We start from the raw sequence: 19,561 nt of genomic DNA, 5'->3' as shown, positions 1-19,561 counted from the left end.
TGACGCCATGACTTTTCTAGGATCCTGTCGTTTATCATGCTCTTTGCACCCATAGGTCGTTTTATCACCCTTTGTGCGCGCCATGCGTGGCTGGTCGTGGCACTCTTCTGTGTGCTGTCAGGCGCTGGCGTTTATGCGGGCATGACCCAGCTTGGCGTGACCACGGATACGAGCAAAATGCTCTCCCCCCGTTTGCAGTGGAAGCAGCGCTCGGATGAAATGGCCCGCCTGTTCCCGCAAAAGGAAAACCTGCTGGTCGCGGTGGTGGAAGCCGACCTGCCAGAAGAAGGGCAGGAAACCGCACGTGAACTGGCCGAAAAGCTGGCAGCGGACCACAAACACTTCGCCTTTGCCAACCGGCCGGATGCCAACCCGTACCTTGAGCGTAACGGGCTGATGTTTCTGGAGCCCAAACCTCTGGCGGGTATCCTGAACGACACGATTGCCGCGCAGCCCTTCCTGTCCGCTCTTGCGCAGGACCCTTCCGCTCGTGGGCTTTTTGGCGCGCTCTCCCTGATTGCAGAAGGGGTCAAGACCGGGCAGGCCAATCTGGCAGGTTTTCAGGCACCGCTGACCGGCTTTGCCAATACGCTGGAAAAAGCGGCGGATGGTCAGGCGTCCCCTCTTTCATGGCAGCGTCTGCTTGGGGGGCAGTTGTCTGACCTTGCCGGGCGCTACCAGTTTGTCATGACCCAGCCCATCCTGGATTATGGCTCCTTCCAGCCCGGGGGCGAGGCCACGGACGCCATGCGCGCCGCGATCAAGGACCTTGAATTCGTACGCAGCGGTCACGCCAAGGTCCACCTGACCGGGCAGGTCCAGTTGGATGATGAAGAGTTCGCAACCGTGGCCGAAGGCATGGTGGCCGGGCTTGTGGGGTCTTTGCTACTGGTGACGCTGTGGCTTACGCTTGCCGTGCGCTCATGGCGTGTGGTGCTGCCTATTGTGGTCACGCTGGTGGTCGGGCTGCTGCTGACCACGGGCTTTGCCGCCGTGGCGGTTGGTACGCTTAACCTGATCTCGGTCGCATTCGCCATTCTGTTCGTGGGGATTGCGGTGGATTTTGCCATCCAGTTTTCTGTCCGTTTCCGTGCACAGATGCCAACGGCCACGGGCAAGGAGGGCATGTACGAAGCCCTGCGCATGACGGGGGAGGAAACGGGGCACCAGATTCTGGTTGCCTCCCTGGCCACGTCCGCAGGCTTTCTGGCGTTTACGCCTACGGCTTTTCTGGGTGTGGCCCAGCTTGGGCTTATTGCGGGTATTGGCATGCTGGTGGCCTTTGTCTGCACTACCACCTTGCTGCCTGCGCTACTGTGCATCTGCCATCCGCCGCTCAACTGCCCCAGCATGGGGTATGTGTGGATGAAGCCGGTGGATGTCAGAATCCGTCAGCATCGCAAATGGCTGCTGGCTTTTTTTGGCATGGTGGCCGTTATCGGGCTGGCGCTGGTACCGGCCCTGCAGTTTGATGGCGACCCGCTGCATACCAAAAACCCCAATTCTGAAGGGATGCGCGCCCTCAGCCTGCTGATCGACAACCCGCAGACATCCCCCTACAGCGCGGAACTGCTGGTGACGTCTCTGGCCGATGCCGAAAAACAGGCCGATCGTCTGGGCGAACTGCCCGATGTGCATGATGTCATGTGGCTTGGTTCGTACGTGCCGACGCAGCAGCCTGAAAAACTTGCCCTTATTCAGGATGCCGCCTCCCTGCTGCTGCCAACGCTGATTGTGCCAAACCCCAAACCTGCGCCAGATGCAGCCGCCCTGCGTGCAGCAGCGGCCAGCACCGCCAAAGCTCTGGCCGAAGTGCAGGACAAGCTGCCCGCCAACGACCCGCTGCGTAGGATTCAGGCTGCTCTGGCCCGTCTGGCCACGGCTCCCGATGCGACACTTGAGGCCGCCAACACCGCTCTGGTACGGTTTCTGCCGCCAGAGCTGGACCAGTTGCGGAGCATGTTGCAGGCCGGGCCTGTTACCTTGCATGACGTGCCTCCAAGCATTGCCAACGACTATCTGCTCCCCGATGGCCGCGCCCTTGTGGAAGTCCACCCCAAAGGGGTGATGAGCAGTTCAGGCGCATTGCGCAAGTTTGTCGGGTCCTTGCAGAAGGTTGAGCCTGACATGGCCGGTACGGCGGTGGATATTGTGGAAAGTGCGCGCTCCATTGTGCGTGCGTTTGAACAGGCTGCCGGGGCTGCCGTGGTCATGATTGCCATTATCCTCATGATCGCCCTGCGCCGGATCAAGGATATGGCGCTTGTGCTGGCCCCGCTGCTGCTGTCTGCGCTGATGACGGTTATTCTGGTCGTGCTGCTGCCAGAAACACTCAACTTCGCCAATATTATTGCGCTGCCGCTGCTGCTTGGTGTGGGCGTATCCTTCAACATCTATTTTGTCATGAACTGGCGCGATGGGGTTCAGTTCCCGCTGGCATCCCCCACCGCACGGGCCGTGCTGTTTTCCGCCCTGACCACGGGCACGGCCTTTGGCTCGCTTGCCCTTTCGCACCACCCCGGCACGGCCAGCATGGGCCGCCTGCTGCTGCTCTCTCTGGCCTGTACGCTTCTGGGGACTTTGGTGTTTGTGCCAGCCCTGCTCCCCAAACGCGCTATTGATGAGGATTGAGCCAGAGACACTTCGGCCACATACGGCAGTTGTCCCTGAGCATAAAAAAACCTCCCCGTAACTGGGGAGGTTTTTTTATGGGCTTATTCACACTCCCTGCCGCACGGGCTGAACCCGGTGGGGCAGGGGGAGAGATGAGGATCAGTCCCTGGACCATTCCGGGTGGTGCGGCATTTCAATGTCGCGGCCCTTGAGCATCATGTCCCAGTAAACATGGGGGAATACGGTGGTTTTGAGGAACCATGCAAACCGGCTGGGCTTACGCTGGTCGTAGGGGAAGCTCGGAGCAGGCTTGCCACCGTACAGGAATTCAGCCAGCACGATCTTGCCGTAAGCCACGGTCAGCGGGCATGCGCCGTACCCGTCATATTGCTCGCTCAGTGGGCGACTATCCAGAGACGCCAGAACATTGCTGACGACCACAGGGGCTTGCGCGCGTGCGGCGGCCATGGTTTTGGCGTTGGAGGTGTTCGTGACATCGCCAATACCAAAGATGAAAGGATATTGGGCGTGCTGGAGCGTTGTCGCGTTGACATCCAGCCAGCCAGCGGCATCGGCCAGCGGACTTTTTTTAACGAAGTCAGGAGCACTCTGGGGCGGGGTTACGTGGAGCATGTCAAACTCCCGCACAATTTTAGTGACTGTGCCATCAGGGCCGGTGACTGCAAAGGTCGCCTTGCGTTCGGGGCCGTTTACGGCAATCAGATTCTGTTTGTAATGGAGGTTGATGCCGTAATAATCCACGGCCTGCTGCAGGGCAGGGCGGAAATAGGGCACGCCGAACAGGACATCGCCCGCAAGGCAGAAATCTACATTGGTACGGTTCAGTGTTCCCTGCTTGCGCCAGTGATCGGCGGCAAGATAGGCAATTTTTTGCGGAGCCCCCGCGCATTTGATCGGCATGGGTGGCTGGGTAAACAGGGCTGTACCCCCGGCCATGGACTGGATGCAGGTCCATGTATATTCCACCGTATCTTTGGAATAGTTGGAGCATACGCCATTACGGCCCAGTGTTTCGCTCAGGCCTTCAATCTTGTCCCAGTCAAGCTGTAAGCCCGGGCAGACAATCATGCGGTCATAGGCGACAGTGCGTCCGTCCGTCAGGGTCAGGGTGTTGCTCTCGGGCTCAAAGGTGCTCACGGCTGCCCGCAGCCAGGTGCAGCCTTTGGGAATAAGACCACCTTCCTGTTCCAGTGTGTCACGCAGCTTCATGACTCCGGCGCCAACCAGTGTCCAGCCGGGCTGGTAGGCGTGGGTTGTGGCAGGGTCAATAATGGCGACATCCAGTGTAGGACGTGCGCGTAGCAGGCGGGCTGCAACCGCAATGCCAGCGGACCCACCGCCAACAATAACAATAGTGTGCCTGATATCGGCTCCCGTGTGCGGGGCTGTCTGGGTCATGACATGGTGTTCCTTCTGGTCTGCTCTGGAATAGTGTGTGACACTATTCCAAACACCGACAATTAAATAAAGTATTTAATTGTCGGTGTGTCATGTGCTGAAGGCAGGTCAGTCCTTAAGCCAGACCTCAACCGGGCCATTCAGCTTCATGGTCAGGGGGTTTCCATGACGGTCTACTGTTTTGCCAACAGCGATCCGCACCCAGCCTTCGCTGACGCAGTATTCTTCAACATTGGTTTTTTCCACGCCTTTGAACCGCACGCCAACGCCGCGTTCAAGCAGGGCTTCGTTATAGAACGCGCTGTTGGGGTTGACGGAAAGGCGGTCAGGCATTGCATCGGACATAACGGGAATTTCCTTGGTAAAACGATTGTGCGAACGGTGTTTTAAAAGCTTTTGAGCAGAAATGCCATGCAAGTCCGCCGTGTTATGGCGCAGTCTTGGGGCGTGTGCCTGCCCACCCTGCCAGTCTGAACCGGAGCCACGCAGCAGCTTTGTGTGCAAAAGCCGCCAGCCGGTGCATGAGCAGATACACAACAGGAGTGGAATACAGGGTGAGCAACTGGCTGGTGGCCAGCCCCCCCAGAATGGCAACCCCGAGGGGCAGGCGCAATTCCGCCCCGTAGCCGTGTCCTGCAATCATGGGGATAGCGGCAAAGGCTGCGGCCATGGTGGTCATGAGAATGGGGCGGAAGCGGGTCAGGCAGGCTGTTCTTATGGCCTCATGCGGGGGGAGGTTCTGGGTCCGCTCGGCATGCAGGGCAAAGTCGATCATCAAGATGGCGTTCTTTTTCACAATGCCGACCAGCATGATGACCGCAATCATGCTGATCAGCGAGAACGGCTGCCCGCAGAGCCAGAGCATGAGTACGGCCCCAAAGGCGGCCGAGGGCAGGGTGGAAAGAATGGTCAGCGGCTGGATGTAGCTTTCGTACAGAATACCCAGTGTGATGTACATGGTGGCGATGGCTGCGACAAACACCAGAGCTTCGTTCACCAGGTCCTTGTGCAGATCTCCTGCCTCGCCCGAAAAATCACCTTTCAGGCTTTCGGGGGCATGCAGGTTACGCATGGTCTGGCGGATTTCGGCCTCGGCCTCGCTCAGCGAGTGACCGGCTGCAAGGTCGAAGGAGAGCGCGCCAGAGACAAAACCGTTTTCGTGGCTGACCTGTAGTGGAGTGGGGGCGCTGGCTATGCGGGCAACCGTGGGCAGGGGTACCATGGTCTCGGATGTCGCGGAAACGGCGGAACCGCTGGAAGCTCCGGCCCCGCCCCCCGCCAGCCGGTTGGCGATGGCGTTGCGGAAGGACTGCTCGGAAAGGCTGTCGCTGCGTGCGGCAGGGGTGTCGGCTGGTTTGCGGACCCGTATGGTGTTGGAGGCCACAGCCCCCGAGGCCGTGCCACCTGCGGCGGATACCCACAGGGTTTTCAGCATTTCCGGGTTGTCACGGAACTGCTTTTGCACCTCCATGATCACGTAATAAGTGGTGAGCGGGGTGGAAATGCTGGATGCCGTGCGCTGGCCATATGCATCGTAAAGGGCATTGCCAATAAGCTGGGGAGTAATCTGGTAGCGGGCGGCATTGTCCCGGTTGATCCGTACATGCAGCGCCATGCCATGCCCAACCGTATGGCTGCTGACTCCGCTTAAGACCGCACTGTTGCGCAGGGCTTCGGTTATGCGGGGCACCCACTGGTCAATATCGGCTTCGTTTTCACTGCGGAAGACAAAACTGTAAGCGCCTTCATGCACACGCTGGCCACCGCCGTTAATATCGCCCGCGTTGGAGATACTGGCCGTAAGCCCCGGTATGGCGCGCACGCTCTGCTGTATGGTGCTGGCAATGGCTTCCGGCGTTTGCGTACGCTGGTTTTTGGGCCTGAGCTGGGCATAGACCTCCGCTTCGTTCGCGGCATCTTCGCCCGTAAAGCCGAGTACACCTTCCACCCCCGGAGCGGCCTGCATGGCATCAAGCACCTTGCGGGTCTTGGCGGACATGGCAGAAAAGGAGGACGTCTGGTCCACGCTCAGATACCCTTGTAAAAAGGCTATATCTTCTGCGGGCAGAACGGTTTTGGGGATGATGAAGACCAGCCCGATGGTTGCCACAAAGCTGAGCGGGAGCGAGAGCAGCGTCAGCCACGGATGGCGCAGGGCCACATCCAGCGTGGAACGGTAGAGCCGTATCATCCCTGCCATGGCGAGGTCCGTGGCATCGGCCAGCATATGGGCCACCCGCACGAACGGGTTGGAGGATGCCCGCACGGGAGCCTGCGGGCCCGGATGCACGTCCAGAAACCGTGCGCACATCATGGGCGTGAGCGAGACCGCCAGAAAGAACGAGACCGAGACGGCGATGGTCAGGGTCATGGCGAATTCAAAAAAAATCTTGCCCGCAATGCCTCCCATCAGCAGCAGGGGCAGAAACACCGCGATCAGGGAAATGGTGATGGACAGAATGGTAAAACCAATTTCCTGCGCACCGAGCATGGTGGCCTGCATGCGCTCCATGCCTTCTTCCATGTGGCGGGCAATATTTTCCACCACCACAATGGCGTCATCCACCACAAAACCGGTGGCGATGGTCAGCGCCATGAGGGAGAGCGTATCAAGCGAGAAGCCCAGCAGGTGCATGAAGGCCAGAGACCCCGCGAGCGAGACCGGCACCGTAACGGCGGGAATAAAGGTGGAGCGCCAGCTCCGCAAAAACGCCAGCACCACCAGCACCACGAGCAGGACGGAACCGAGCAGGGTTTCCTGCGTGTCCTCAAGGGCTCCACGGATGGAAATGGAACGGTCCGAGACCAGCGTAAAGGCAACATCCGCAGGCAGGGCATTGCGCAGGAGGGCCGCGCGCGCGCGAATGGCATCGGTGACTTCAATAACATTGGTGCCCGGCTGTGCGCGGATAATGGCCAGCACGGCGGGCTGCCTGTTGTACCACCCGGCCGTGCGCTCATTCTGCGGGCCGGAGCGCACGGTCGCCACGCTGCTCAGCCGCACGGGCCGGTTATTGCGGTAACCGATCACGAGATCACGGTACTGCTCGGGGCTGTGGGCCTGATCATTGGTCTGGAGTGTCAGCCGCTGGCCCCCGGTTTCTATGAACCCTTTGGGCGTATTGGCGTTGGCCGAGGCAAGGGCCGAGCGCACATCCTCAAACCCGATCCCGTACTGGTAGAGGAGTTGGGGGTTGACCTCCACACGGATGGCGGGCTTGTCCGAGCCTACAACATCCACCCAGCCAACCCCCTTGACCCCGGCCAGCATGGGTTTGAGATGTGTTTCCCCCAGATCCCGCAGGGCGGTGGCATTGCGTGTGGTCGATGTAAGGGCCGCAATCATGATCGGGCTGTCCGATGGATTGGCCTTGTAATACTGGGGCTGGTCGAGCAGCGTATGAGGCATGTCCGCCCTTGCCGCGCGCAGGGCGGCCTCCACGTCCCGCGCGGCACCATTGATGTCTCGGTTATTGTCAAAGAACAGCAGGATGAACGCGCTGGAATCCGTTGTGTCCGAGCGCATGCTGCTGACGCCTGCAATCTGGCCAAGCCTGCGTTCCAGCGGGGTGGTGACCGCACTGGCGAGTTGCTGGGGTGAACTGCCGGGCTGCGTGGCGATAACGTAAATGACCGGCACGGAAATATTGGGCAGGTCCGCCACCGGCATGGCGCGGTAGGCAAAAAGACCCGCCACCATAAAGGCAACCGCCATAAGGGTTGTGCCAACGGGGCGCATGATGAACAGCCGACTGAAAGACACCGGCAGGGCTCCTCTGGCTGTGCGGGGTAGTCAGGTGTGTGTCTACTACCCGGCTGTACTAGTTCTGCTGCGCGGGGGAGGCATCGGGTAAGTTGATGTCAATCCGCCCTTTGCCATCGCGCTCCGTTGCCACGGTGCCGGTGGCTTTGTGGACACTGATGTTGCCACTCCCCTGCACATGCAGGGCTGCAACACCTGTTGTGCCGCCAAAACTGGCATTGCCCTTGCCAGCGTTGTTGATGTCCAGCGCCTTGAGTGTTCCCGCAGGCGCACTCAGGCTGGCTGTACCGGCAAGATAGACGGCCAGAGCCGGAGCATTGATCTGGCGGATGGTAATGGGGGCGGAGGTGGTGGAGCGCAGGCGCGCCGAGCCTGCCAGTGAGTCAATACGGATAGGCCCCGAGGCGTCCGATGCCAGATCAATCGACCCGGTCCGGCCCAGCTCAATCCCTCCCGAGCCGGACTGGATGGACATGGAGCCTTTGCGGTCATCAATAACAATACGGGTTGCCTGCGGGCTGTCTATGGCCAGCGGCATGGCTGATGGTGTGTGCAGTTCAAGGTTCTGCCCGCTCGCACAGCCCGCCTGTGTCAGTGTTATGGTGCCATCCGCTGCGGTGGAACTCTGCAGGCCTGTGGGCCATGCCCCCGGAATGTCCACTCTGTCAGACAGGGTGTTGTCGGTCACAACATGCAGGCTGCTCAGGCAGGGAGCACTGACCTGTACGCGCTGGCCGGGTATGGTCCGCGCCTGTGCACCCGCGCTCAGGCACAGGGCAAGGGCGCAGAACACGGCAGTACGGCGGGGCAGGGCAAGGGAATGGTGCATGCCTGCATTTGTGCCAGCATGGGGGGCGGGCGTCCATACTCTATCCTAATGCCGGGCGCCGTTCCCGCCTGTGCCGCCCATAAGGGCGTCATGCAGCCTGTCCAGTGCTTCGGCCAGCGAATCATGGGCGCGTTTGCCCTTGCTGCCAACAATGGTGACTGTGGTGGTCATGCCCGCGGCAAGCTGGGTGCCGGGGGGAATGCTGTCGATCTGTACCCGAACGGGAATACGCTGCGCCAGCCGCACCCATGTATAGACCGGGTCAACCGATGGCAGGCCCTGTGTGGAAGGCGTTGCATTGGGGGTGGCAATCCCGCGCGTAATGCTGGTGATATGCCCCCACATGGGCTGGCGGTAGCCCATAAGGTCCAGTCGGGCGCGGTCACCGATATGGATGGAGCGGATTTTGGTTTCCTCAAAATATCCGTCCACCCAGTAGGAGGAGGCATCAATGACCTGAACGTTCGCCTTGGCCGCGGTGGCATAGTCCCCCACTCGCATGATCAGGTTGTTGACGTAGCCGGTTACGGTGCTGCGCACATGGGTTCGGTCAAGGTTGATATTGGCCTGCGAAAGAGCCGCCATGGCAGAGGCATACTGCGCTCTGGCAACTTCCGCCGTGGCCTGGAACACCTGTTTTTCCTCGCGGGAGGCAGCGGCGTCGGTCAGGTTGTTGCGCCGGTTTTCCTGCGCGTTTTTGAGCACCATATCCGCCTGCCGCTCATTAACCAGAGCGGTGGCGGAGGCCACAGCCACCTTGAAGTCGAAAGGGTCAATATCGTACAGAACATCGCCTGCATGGACAAACTGGTTGTCGCGCACCTTTATGTCTATGATCTGCCCCGAAACACGCGGCGCAATATCGGCCACCTGTACGCGTACCTGTCCGTTACGGGTCCACGGGGCGGCGGTGTAGTAATCCCACAGGACAAAGCAGACCACGGCAGCAATGGCCAGAATAATGCCGGTCGTCACAAATTGCAGGAGGCGGCGCGCGCGTTCAAACACGGTGGAAAAGCCCTTTCACAGAAGGATGGTGTAAAGGCCGAGAAGGCAGATCAGAATGCCAAATTCGGCCAGGGGCAGGTTCCACACCACACGGCGGGCGCGCACCTTGGCCAAAAGCGGGTTGAGCGCCAGCAGGGTGGCAATGGCCAGCCCCGCATGCACCACAAAGGACGACACCAGCAGGCCGCCAATATCCAGAACAGGTTGAAGCTGCATGTTAGCGGGCCTTCCACTGCTGGTCCGGCACGGGCAGCAGGTCATACAGGTGCAGGGCGGAGCGGTTGTGCTCAAGCAGCCGGATTGCACCCACCATGGCGGATACGGCGGCAAGGGCCGTGGCCATCTGCCCGTGGGGCAGCGCTATGGCGTGGTCGAGCAGAATGCGGGCTTTGTGCCGCATACGCACCAGAGCCGCATCCACATTGTAGATAATGGTGGCGCGGTAGGCGGATTCCGCATCCAGCCGGATAGCGGGAATGGTGGCGGCGCGTTGCAGGTGGCGGCGTGCGCGGGCCAGTTCAAGGTTCAGGGTATCCAGGCTGGCAAGGCGGGCAAAAACACGCTGGCGTGCCTTGTTGGCAGGCAGGTAGCGGTTCCATTCCAGAATACGGCACAGCCGGTCGTAGTGGCGGCTGATCAGTGCGGAACCTGCCTGCTCACCATGCCCTTCAAACTGGAGCAGCAGATCGTGCCCGATGGTAATGCCTACCCTGAACCGCCTGCGGGATGCGGAGGGCGGCAGCAGCAGCACGAGTGAAATAAAGATCAGGATCGCGGCGAACAGGTACAGCACATTGCGGTCAATAAAGGCTGATGGCTCGTAATTCTGCTGGTCAGCGACCCCCAGAATAACAAAAAAGAACACCCCGGCGTTAAAGCCGACCGTGGCTGTTCTGGGGTGCATGAGTAGCAGGCAGCCGCCAAAAATAACGGGAATAATGGCCATGGCCAGAAAAGGCATGTCCGCCCCGTGGGGGAGTACGCCAAAGTTCAGCACCGCGGCCACAATAATGGCCAGTGGCGTGCCCAGCAGTGCCCCCATGCCAAAGCCGCGCACATTGTAGGTTGTGGCGGCAAGGGTCAGGATAATGGCCACCTGCGACAGTGCTGAATACGTGGCCGGAATATCGGAAATGATGCACAGCCCGGCCGCTACGGAAAAGCCGATAAGCGTGCGCAGGCCGTTGAGCAGTGCGGCAATTACGTCATCATGCTGTTCAATCTTGAGTTCGGGGGCCTGTGTGCGCGCCCGCTGGCCATGTTCAAACGCATCTATGCCATCCACCGCCCAGCGCGTGTCGGACAGCAGGGCCATGGAGCGTTCGATCAGCCAGGCTTCATCCAGCGTCGGGCCAAGGCTGAGTTCATTTTTATGCGCCTCACGCGCAAGGTCTTCCAGATCACGCACAGCCTGTGCGGGGGAGTCGACTGGCGTGCCATCACCAAAGGAATCGCGGATATGCCCGAGCACTGTGGCCGAAACCTCGCCCGTGCGCAGCACAAGGGCGATGGCCTGACTGCACGAGAGCATTTCCAGCAGGGCCACCATGGCCGAGCGTGCGCCCGCAAGCCGCAGTCGCGCATCGGGCAGTTCGGTCTTGGCGAAGGAGATCTGCGATGTCAGGGCAATAATTTCCCCTGCAAGACCCGCACAGGTCATGCTGTCGGGAATGCTGTGGCCAGCCAGTGCATCCTTGGCAATACGGCGCACCATGTCCGACGTGCGGCGCAGGTTGGCGGCCAGTTTTTCAAACGCGGTGGGGGAGCCAAAAATGTCATTGATCGCGGCGGTGGAGGCAATGCCCACCACAATGCAGGACACGCGGTTGAGCGTGACGTCAAAAATAGCTGCCGGGTTGTCAATGCAGCTGATCCCCACAATGGCAACCGTATAGCCCGAGAGCATGGCCGCATAAGCCCGGAAGTCGCGCTCCAGCGTGCCCACAATGGTGCAGAGTGTCAGCCACAGCGCCACGCCTCCCAGAAAAACCCCGCGTTCCTGATTAAAGCAGGCGGTCAGGAAAAGGGCGACAAACGCACCAATAATAGTGCCCGCCAGACGGTACAGGGCCTTGGAGAGAACCTGCCCACGCAGGGGCTGGGCCAGGATCATGACCGTAACCGCCGCCGTACCGGGGGAGGAGAGCTGGAGCCAGAACGCCGTGCTCAGTGCCAGTACGGCAGACAGCCACGTACGCAGGCAGAACAGGAACCAGCCCGGAGAAAACACGGAGGGCGGGAGCTGGAGGAACCAGCCCTTCCATCCCGGTCTGTGTAGGAAAGCTGTTTTCTCAGCGGTCATCTGGGTCTGCTTTTGTTGTGGCCACTGAGGAAGAACTGCTCCCGAATCCATCTTGTCGGGTGCATATTAAAATAAAATATAATGTTTAAGGGAAGTTCTGCCCATAGTCTGGCATTGCGCTCAACGCGCAGCAGACCTGAAGCATAAGCCTACAAACTATAATGGGCCTAATCAATTCTGGGGCAGGCGCATAGCGCGGTTTCCGGCCGCGGGTCTGTGCTGGCCGTCATGCCATATTCCATCTTGCCGAGTTACTGGTGGTGCGGGCACAACAGTGTGTATGAAAATTGTTCATACCTCCGACTGGCAGATAGGCCGGACCTTCAGCTTTGTGGATGATGATGCCTTGGGCGCGCTGCAGGCCGAGCGGCTGAATGTGATCGAGCGTATAGGCATGCTCGCACGGGCGCAGGGGGCAGCCCATGTGCTGGTCGCGGGCGATGTGTATGAACACGAAACCCCCTCGGGGCATACATTGCGCCAGCCCATGGAGCGCATGCGCCAGTTTGCGGATATAAGCTGGCACCTTATTCCCGGTAACCACGATGCCCATACCCCTCAGGGCGTATGGACCCGCCTGCAACGTGAAAACGCAGTGCCTGCCAATGTTAAGCTCCACCTTGCCTCCGCACCGGTTGAGCTTGATGGCGCGCATAATGCCTGGCTGCTGCCTGCCGTTTTGCAGCGGCGGCACACCCTGTCGGACCTGACGGCTTACATGGATGATGCCCCCACCCCCGAAGGGGCTTTGCGCATAGGCGTTGCCCACGGCTCGGTCGTGGGGTTCGGGAATGAGGAAGAAGCCCAGAACAACCCCATAGCCATTGACCGGGCCGCCCGGGCGGGGCTCGCCTATCTGGCACTGGGGGACTGGCACGGTTTTAACAGGATCAATGACCGCACGGTGTACGCTGGCACGCCGGAGGTGGACCGGTTTGGCACCGGGGGTAATGGCGGGGGAGAATGCGTTGTGGTGGCGTTTGATGGCCCCACAGCTCCGCCACGGCTGAGCACGCACAGAACAGGCCGCTTTACGTGGTGCAAGTTTGAAAACGTGGTGCTGACCAGCAGCGCGGACATCCATGCGCTGGAAAGCCGCGTGCGCGCCATAGCTCCCGAGCAGCCCCATACCATTCTGGCATGGCTGGAGGTTGGCGGCATGCTGGGGGTGGACGATCTGGCACTTTATGAAAGTCTGATCGACCACCGCCTGCGGAGTGCGCTGGCCTGCCTGCGGCTGAGTGGTGCCCCCAGCCTTGCCGCCGGGGCGGATGATCTGGATATGCTTGGCACATCCGGGCCGGTGCGTGCGACTGCCGCTGCCCTGCTGGAACAGGTGAATGCCGGTGGGGCTGAGGCCAGTGTTGCGCAGGAGGCGCTGCAAAGGCTCTTCCTGCTCTGGGGGGAAGTGCGGAGGGCAACGCCATGATCCTGACAGACATCCAGATTGAAGCCGTGCGCCGTTTTGCCTCCCCCGTTCGGGTCGAAGGGCTGGGCGCTGGGCTGAATATTCTGGCCGCCCCCAATGAGGCCGGTAAATCCACCGTGCTCAAGGCACTGCGGACCGCGCTGACCCTGCGGCACACCTCCAAGGCCCAGCCGTTCAAGGACCTGCTGCCTTATGGTGGGGGTTCACCCCATATTGGCGTGGCCTTTACATGGAAAGGTCAGTCCTGCTGGCTGGAAAAAAAGTTTGGCAGCAGCAGTCTCGCCCGGCTGGATCTGGGCGCTGAACGGTTTGATGGGGAGGAGGCGGAGGAACGCCTGCAAGCCCTGTTCGAACTGGAAAAGGTCAGCAAGTCCGAAGCGGCAGGGCTGTGGAACGCCCTGCTGGTGGAGCAGGGTGAAAGCTTTGCCCAGCCTGCGCTGCAAGGGGCCGGGCGGGCCAGCCTTCAGGCCTGTCTGCAACAGAACATCCAGGGCGTAACCGGCACGGCCGAGGCCAGCGCCATGCTGGCTCTGGTCAGTAAACGGCTGGCCCAGTACCAGACCGCAACAGGCAAAACCAGCCAGCGTATGCGGCAGATACAGGAGGAGGGCGAGCAGGCCCGTGCTCAGGTCGCCACCCTTCTGGCCCGCAAGGAGGCTTTGCAGGAGGATATCAGCGCGCTGGAGCAGATCCGGCGCACGCTGGCCCAGTGCAACAACCCCGAACGGCGCAGGCAGGATGAGGCAAAACTCGTGGCCCTGCGGCAGACACGCGACCAGTTGCGCGGGCTTGTGGCGCAGGAGCAGGCAGCACAGGCGCAACTGAGTGCGGCCGAGCAGAGTGTGCAGTATATTCAGGCCGAGCAGGAACGCCGCCAGACCCGCCGGACAGATATTGCCCGGCTGGAGCAGGTTCTGGCCGATGCCCAAAGTGGGCACACCCAGCTCAGCCTTGCTGCGGGGGAGGCAGACCAGAAACTGGCTCATGCACAGGCCAGCCATAAAGCCGCCTTAAGTCGGCACCAGCAGGCGCACACCATGGTGTCGCGCGTCATGCACAAGGCTGCGCTGGCGCATAACCAGCAGGCCATAGCGCAGGAGCGTGCTGCGTTCGAGCGGGCGAACGCCGCCTGTGCAAGGTTGGAAAAAGCACAGGCGGCCTTGCGCATCATGCCTGTGGATGCGGCCTTTATGCGCCGTCTGGCCAAGGCCATGCAGGCGGTGCATCAGGCACAGGCCAGCATGCAGGCGCAGGCCACACGGTTTGAGGCAACCCTGCTCCCGGATGCAGCAGGCACGGTATGGCTGAATGGTAATCCCTGCCCGGTTGGCCCCCAGTCCCTGACCGATGTGAGCGAACTGGTGGTGGACGGCGTGGGCCGCTTTATCATAACCCCCTCAACACAGCAGAGTGACGCGCTGCATGCAGCCCTTGCCACGGCCCAAAGTGCGCTGGATGGTCTGTTGCAAGAGGTCGGATGCCACAATGTGGAGCAGGCTGAAAGCCAGCACGAGGCCCGCAGGCAGGCCGAGCGGGACGTGGAGCAGGCCAGTGCCGAGTGTATGGCGCTTTTATGTGTGCCCCAGCCCAGCGATATTGCCGCTGCTCTGGACGCATTGCGGCAGAAGCTGAACGAGCGGGAGGCGCTTTTTGCCAAGGAGCAGGCCGCTCAGGCGGATTGGCCCGAAGATGAAGGCACACCGCCGGATGTAGAGCAGGCCCGCGCGCAGGAGCAGGATGCACTTATGGCGGTGGAAGCCGCCCGCCAGCAGGAGCAGGAAGTGCTTACCCTGCACCGCACGGCCCATACCCGGCTGGAGCAGGCTCTTGCCCAGTTTGCACAGCAGCAGCAGGCGCTCCAGCGCGACCGGCTTGAACTGGACGTATGGGTTGAGCGCGAACCCGACCCGGCTCTGCTGACCCGCGCCACAAGCAGCGAGCAGGACAGGCAGCGCGCACAGGCCGAACTGGCCCGGATTGCCCATATACGCCAGCAGGAGGAACCGCTGAGCGTAGTGGAGCAGGGTATTCTCCGCCGTGAACAGGCTATGGAGCACCTGCACGAACAGATTACACGTCTGTCCATGGACCAGATGGAGCGCGAGACACGGATCCGTCAGGCAGAAGGGGATGGGCTGGATGAGCAGCTTGCCAGTGCGGAACGCCACGCCGCACAGGCGCAGGGGGAACTGGAGGCGTGGGAGCGCGAGCGCGCAGCCCTTGCATTGCTGGAGGCTACGCTGCTTCAGGCCGAAACCACACAGACCGAGCGGTATCTGGCCCCGCTGGTGCAGGCCATGCAGCCCGCTTTTTCTGCCCTGTTCCGTGGGGCAACACTGGAGGTGGATACGCAGTTCGCCCTGACCGGTCTGACCCGCCAGCGCGCGGAGGAGGTAAAGGACCTGTCGGACGGCACAAGGGAACAGATAGCCGTGCTGGTCAGGCTCGGGTTTGCGGAACTGCTGCATAAACGCGGGGCCCCAGCCATTCTGGTGCTGGATGACGCGCTGAGTTTTTCAGACTCCCAGCGGCTGGAAACCCTGTTTGATGTGTTGTCCGATGCCGCAACACGTGTGCAGGTCATATTGCTGACCTGCCACGCGGAGCAGTTTACCCCCTTGCAGGGCAGGATGCTGAGCCTGCGCCCGATGGAGCGGTTTGTCGTTCCGAACTGATTACAGAACCGCGTTGAACTGAAGCCCCATAACGGCCGCATCGTGGAACACGGTGCTGCCACCGGGGCGGTTGATGTACTGGAAGTCCGGCTGTAACGAAATGCCGGGCGCTACATGGGCGTTATAGAACACTTCGTAAATATTTTCGTGCGACTGAATGCCCCATACCCTGCCCCACTGGTTGGAAGGGAAGGGGACACCGGCCATGCTGGCGGCTTCCTGCTGCAAGGTGGAGGCGCGGCTCATCAGCTCCCACTGGTACATGATCCCCACACTATCCATCGGGCGGCCCCATCTGGCCCCGGTTTCCACCATGCCAGCCCAGATATGGTGGGACATGGCGGTGGTGTGCCCGTCGGACCACATCCAGCCTGCCAGAGCAATCAGGCCGTTGGTCGGACCCTCTCCATTGCGGACCAGCATCTGGTCGGCCATGACCCATGCGCTGGCACGGCCTGCGCGGTAGCGTTTGGGCATTCCGGTTTCAATCCACGCATTGCCATGGATGTCATCCACCAGGTCGGGGTAGCTGGAATTGTCATAGCCAAAACCGGCCTTATAGTGCCCGTTCAGGTGGTCTTTGCCAAATTTGGGCAGCCAGCCCACTTCCACGGGGGATGAGAACTTGCCCAGACCATCCTGCGCCCATGCCCAGCCGGAAATGCCGCCGTTAAACGCATGGGGGGAAACAGCAAACAGCGCACCCATGATGTAGGTATTGCTTGTGGGCATCACGCGCACCACAAAACCAAGATTGCCCGATGGCCAGTCACGCGAGCCTTCTGTGTATTTGGTGGGGGCGGGGTTACCGCACATGGCCACGTTCATATACATGCAGAACAGGGGGGAAGCGGCAAAAAAGCTGCCCGGCGGGATCCAGCCAGCGCTGATATCCACACGGTTTTGGAAAAACGAATGCTCCGCATACAGGTAAACAAGGTGGGCCACCACGTTACCACGTGCGCCATAAATCTGCTGCACACCACCGATGGAGTCCCCGATATAATCGTTGCTCAGGCTCCGCCCATGGCCGTTAACGACCATCATATGGGTCCACAGGTTCCTGAACAGGTCCGTATTGGTCAGCTTGCCCCAGTCCACATCCAGTTCAACGCCGACCTGACCCGCATTGGTCACGCCCTGCCTGCGCCCCCCCCGGAAGTTGCCTGCCAGTTCCTCATGCACATCGGCCAGAATATGGATGCCGTGGCTGAGCAGCCAGGGTTGCGCACCACCCCAGTTGCCAAAAAAATGGTCCTTGCCATAAGGAGCAGAAAACAGGGGGCCGGGGTCTTCAACCAGATTGGCTTCGTTATCAACTTCCAGACTGGGTAAAAGACCAATAGAACTGTTGCCACCGGGCAGGAGTTGCGCCCGCGCGGGAAGGGCCGAAGCCACAGAGAGCAAAAGGAAGGCAAACAGCCAGAAGGTGCGAAAAGGAAAAAAAATACGTTTGGTCATGATCCCAATTTTTTTGTCTTTGGATTGGCCTTGCGCGTGAGCGAAAAGATCAATCATGGTTTATCGGGGTGTAACAACTCCAGTTCCTAAATGTTTTTTAGGGCCGATGCAGGCAAAAGGTTGCCCTTGAGGGCTTATTTTCTGCCTCAGACGGCTATTATTCATTCCCCTGATGCGTTTTTGCATCATAGTTGCGGAGATATAACAGTCAGCCATGTCCAAGATAGATACGAACCGACCGTTCTTGCCTGTGCGTATTGCTGTTATGACTGTTTCGGATTCGCGCACACTGGAGACGGATACCTCCGGCGCAGCCCTTGTGGCGCGGATCGAGGCCGCAGGGCACATCGTAGCAGCACGCACCATTGTTTCGGATGATACGGACCTGATTGCAGCGCAGTTGGGCGCATGGATTGCCGACCCGCTGGTGGATGTGGTCATCACCAATGGCGGCACCGGTGTTACCGGACGGGACGTAACGCCAGAGGCGTTCGAGCGCGTTTTGGAAAAGCGGATTGAAGGGTTTGGCGAACTGTTCCGCATGCTGTCCTACCAGAAAATCGGCACATCCACCATTCAGTCACGCGCTGTGGCAGGTGTTGCAGGCGGCACCTATCTGTTTGCGCTCCCCGGCTCCACGGGGGCGGTCAAGGATGGATGGGACGATATTCTGGTGTTCCAGCTCGATAGCCGCCACCGTCCGTGTAACTTTGTGGAACTGATGCCCCGCCTGCGCGAAGGGCTGAAGGAAACCTCGCACCATGACTGATGATGTAAAACTGCTGATGCTGGCAGGTGACTACGTGGAGGACTATGAGATCATGGTCCCGTATCAGGCTCTTTCCATGCTGGGTTATACGGTGGATGTGGTCTGCCCGGGCAAAAAGGCGGGGGACAAGGTTCTGACCGCCATCCATGACTTTGAAGGGGCACAGACCTACAGCGAAAAACCCGGTCATGCCTTTACGCTGACCGCGGATTTTGATGCGATCGACACGGATGATTATCTGGGCCTTATCGTTCCCGGTGGCAGAGCGCCTGAGTATCTGCGGCTTAACCCAAGGGTGCTTGAGATTGTGCGCGCCTTTGCGGACCGGCCTCTGGCGGTGATCTGCCACGGCGCACAGTTGCTGGCAGCGGCCGGGGTTATCAAGGGGCGCAAGGTTTCAGCCTACCCGGCATGCAGGCCGGAAGTGGAACTGGCTGGCGGTATTTATGCCGATATTGCCGTAACAGACGCCGTAACGGATGGCGAGCTGGTCAGTGCTCCCGCATGGCCTGCCCACCCGGCATGGCTGGCCCAGTTTCTGAAGGTGCTTGGCGCAAACATCAGCATTTAAGCCACGTAGCGCATGACCTGACCTTGTTGTGGGAGTGCGCTGGTCTGGCCCGCGCAGACCCCCGGTTCCGTATGGATTGCCGGGGGTGCTGGCAGTTTAGTAGCCGTTGACGGCGGGGCGGTTGAGGATGGCCATCAGTTCACGCCGGGTATCGGAATTATTCCGGAACACGCCCAGCATGGTGCTGGTGACCATGGACACGCCGGGTTTGTGCACGCCGCGTGTGGTCATGCACTCATGCGCGGATTCAATAATCACGGCTACACCATGGGGCTCAAGCACGTCATTGATGGTGTTGGCGATCTGGGCGGTCATGCGTTCCTGAATCTGGAGGCGACGGGCATAGGCGTCCACCACGCGGGCCAGTTTGGAAATGCCGACAACCCGCTGGCGCGGCAGGTAGGCAACATGGGCCCGGCCAATAATGGGGGCCAGATGGTGCTCGCAGTGGCTTTCAAAGCGGATGTCGCGGAGCAGGACAATCTCGTCATACCCATCGACTTCGGAAAAAGTCCGACGGAGCAGGTTGGCCGGGTCAATGGCATAGCCTGAGAAAAAGTCGGTATAGGCACGGGCGACACGGGCGGGTGTGTCCAGCAGACCTTCACGCGTTGGGTCATCACCTGCCCAGCGCAGCAGGGTGCGTACGGCCTGTTCGGCTTCCTGTTGGGTGGGGCGGTCTGTGTTGTGCTCAGGCACGCTCATGCCGGTCTCCTGCTTTG

General features: G+C 60.4%; 14 protein-coding genes. 5 read left to right on the top strand and 9 right to left on the bottom strand.

Translation table 11 applies throughout. The annotated features are described in order from the left end of the window. Positions 1 to 36 precede the first annotated feature (36 nt). A complete protein-coding gene (locus tag HNR55_RS05830) occupies positions 37 to 2,631 on the top strand; it encodes an MMPL family transporter (RefSeq protein ID WP_166112640.1) in 2,595 nt (864 codons plus the stop codon). Positions 2,632 to 2,772: 141 nt separating this feature from the next. Here HNR55_RS05830 and HNR55_RS05825 read toward each other — a convergent pair whose 3' ends face one another. The 7 genes from HNR55_RS05825 to HNR55_RS05795 all read right to left on the bottom strand — a co-directional run bounded on the left by HNR55_RS05825 (position 2,773) and on the right by HNR55_RS05795 (position 11,934). Further along, positions 2,773 to 4,032 (bottom strand): NAD(P)/FAD-dependent oxidoreductase, encoded by a 1,260-nt coding sequence (locus HNR55_RS05825; RefSeq protein WP_166112637.1) that lies wholly within the window; start codon positions 4,030 to 4,032, stop codon positions 2,773 to 2,775. Between the two features lie 108 nt (positions 4,033 to 4,140). Continuing rightward, positions 4,141 to 4,377 (bottom strand): DUF3297 family protein, encoded by a 237-nt coding sequence (locus HNR55_RS05820; protein ID WP_166112634.1) that lies wholly within the window; start codon positions 4,375 to 4,377, stop codon positions 4,141 to 4,143. 82 nt (positions 4,378 to 4,459) lie between these two features. Beyond that, a complete protein-coding gene (locus tag HNR55_RS05815; protein ID WP_166112631.1) occupies positions 4,460 to 7,795 on the bottom strand; it encodes an efflux RND transporter permease subunit in 3,336 nt (1,111 codons plus the stop codon). Between the two features lie 58 nt (positions 7,796 to 7,853). After that, positions 7,854 to 8,624 (bottom strand): GIN domain-containing protein, encoded by a 771-nt coding sequence (locus tag HNR55_RS05810; protein WP_166112628.1) that lies wholly within the window; start codon positions 8,622 to 8,624, stop codon positions 7,854 to 7,856. Positions 8,625 to 8,669: 45 nt separating this feature from the next. Beyond that, complete coding sequence (locus HNR55_RS05805; RefSeq protein WP_166112625.1) at positions 8,670 to 9,632, bottom strand: efflux RND transporter periplasmic adaptor subunit; 963 nt, start codon at positions 9,630 to 9,632, stop codon at positions 8,670 to 8,672. A 15-nt stretch (positions 9,633 to 9,647) separates the two neighbouring features. Next, complete coding sequence (locus HNR55_RS05800; RefSeq protein ID WP_166112622.1) at positions 9,648 to 9,848, bottom strand: DUF1656 domain-containing protein; 201 nt, start codon at positions 9,846 to 9,848, stop codon at positions 9,648 to 9,650. Position 9,849: 1 nt separating this feature from the next. Next, the gene (locus HNR55_RS05795; RefSeq protein WP_166112619.1) at positions 9,850 to 11,934 is read right to left on the bottom strand and encodes an FUSC family protein; all 2,085 of its coding nucleotides are present in this window, start codon (positions 11,932 to 11,934) and stop codon (positions 9,850 to 9,852) included. A 280-nt stretch (positions 11,935 to 12,214) separates the two neighbouring features. Between HNR55_RS05795 and HNR55_RS05790 the strand changes: the two genes are divergently transcribed. Both HNR55_RS05790 and HNR55_RS05785 read left to right on the top strand, forming a co-directional pair. Beyond that, on the top strand, positions 12,215 to 13,363 hold the full coding sequence (locus HNR55_RS05790; protein ID WP_166112616.1) for a metallophosphoesterase family protein: 1,149 nt from the start codon (positions 12,215 to 12,217) through the stop codon (positions 13,361 to 13,363). Then, positions 13,360 to 16,038, top strand: coding sequence for an AAA family ATPase (locus HNR55_RS05785; protein WP_166112613.1), 2,679 nt, complete (start codon positions 13,360 to 13,362; stop codon positions 16,036 to 16,038). The genes HNR55_RS05790 and HNR55_RS05785 overlap by 4 nt, the downstream gene beginning before the upstream one ends. Here HNR55_RS05785 and HNR55_RS05780 read toward each other — a convergent pair whose 3' ends face one another. Next, the gene (locus tag HNR55_RS05780) at positions 16,039 to 17,499 is read right to left on the bottom strand and encodes a carbohydrate porin (protein ID WP_166112610.1); all 1,461 of its coding nucleotides are present in this window, start codon (positions 17,497 to 17,499) and stop codon (positions 16,039 to 16,041) included. Positions 17,500 to 17,713: 214 nt separating this feature from the next. Between HNR55_RS05780 and moaB the strand changes: the two genes are divergently transcribed. Together moaB and HNR55_RS05770 are read left to right on the top strand one after the other, a co-directional pair. Further along, positions 17,714 to 18,268, top strand: a complete 555-nt coding sequence (moaB, locus tag HNR55_RS05775; protein WP_166112607.1) for a molybdenum cofactor biosynthesis protein B — start codon at positions 17,714 to 17,716, stop codon at positions 18,266 to 18,268. Beyond that, positions 18,261 to 18,839 (top strand): DJ-1/PfpI family protein, encoded by a 579-nt coding sequence (locus HNR55_RS05770; protein ID WP_166112604.1) that lies wholly within the window; start codon positions 18,261 to 18,263, stop codon positions 18,837 to 18,839. Before moaB ends, HNR55_RS05770 begins: the two co-directional genes overlap by 8 nt. 96 nt (positions 18,840 to 18,935) lie before the next feature. Here HNR55_RS05770 and folE read toward each other — a convergent pair whose 3' ends face one another. Further along, the gene (gene folE / locus HNR55_RS05765; RefSeq protein WP_166112601.1) at positions 18,936 to 19,544 is read right to left on the bottom strand and encodes a GTP cyclohydrolase I FolE; all 609 of its coding nucleotides are present in this window, start codon (positions 19,542 to 19,544) and stop codon (positions 18,936 to 18,938) included. Between the last annotated feature and the right edge of the window lie 17 nt (positions 19,545 to 19,561).

Source organism: Acetobacter lovaniensis (assembly GCF_014207635.1).
Lineage (GTDB): Bacteria > Pseudomonadota > Alphaproteobacteria > Acetobacterales > Acetobacteraceae > Acetobacter > Acetobacter lovaniensis.
This window is presented reverse-complemented; position numbering and strand designations above follow the sequence as displayed.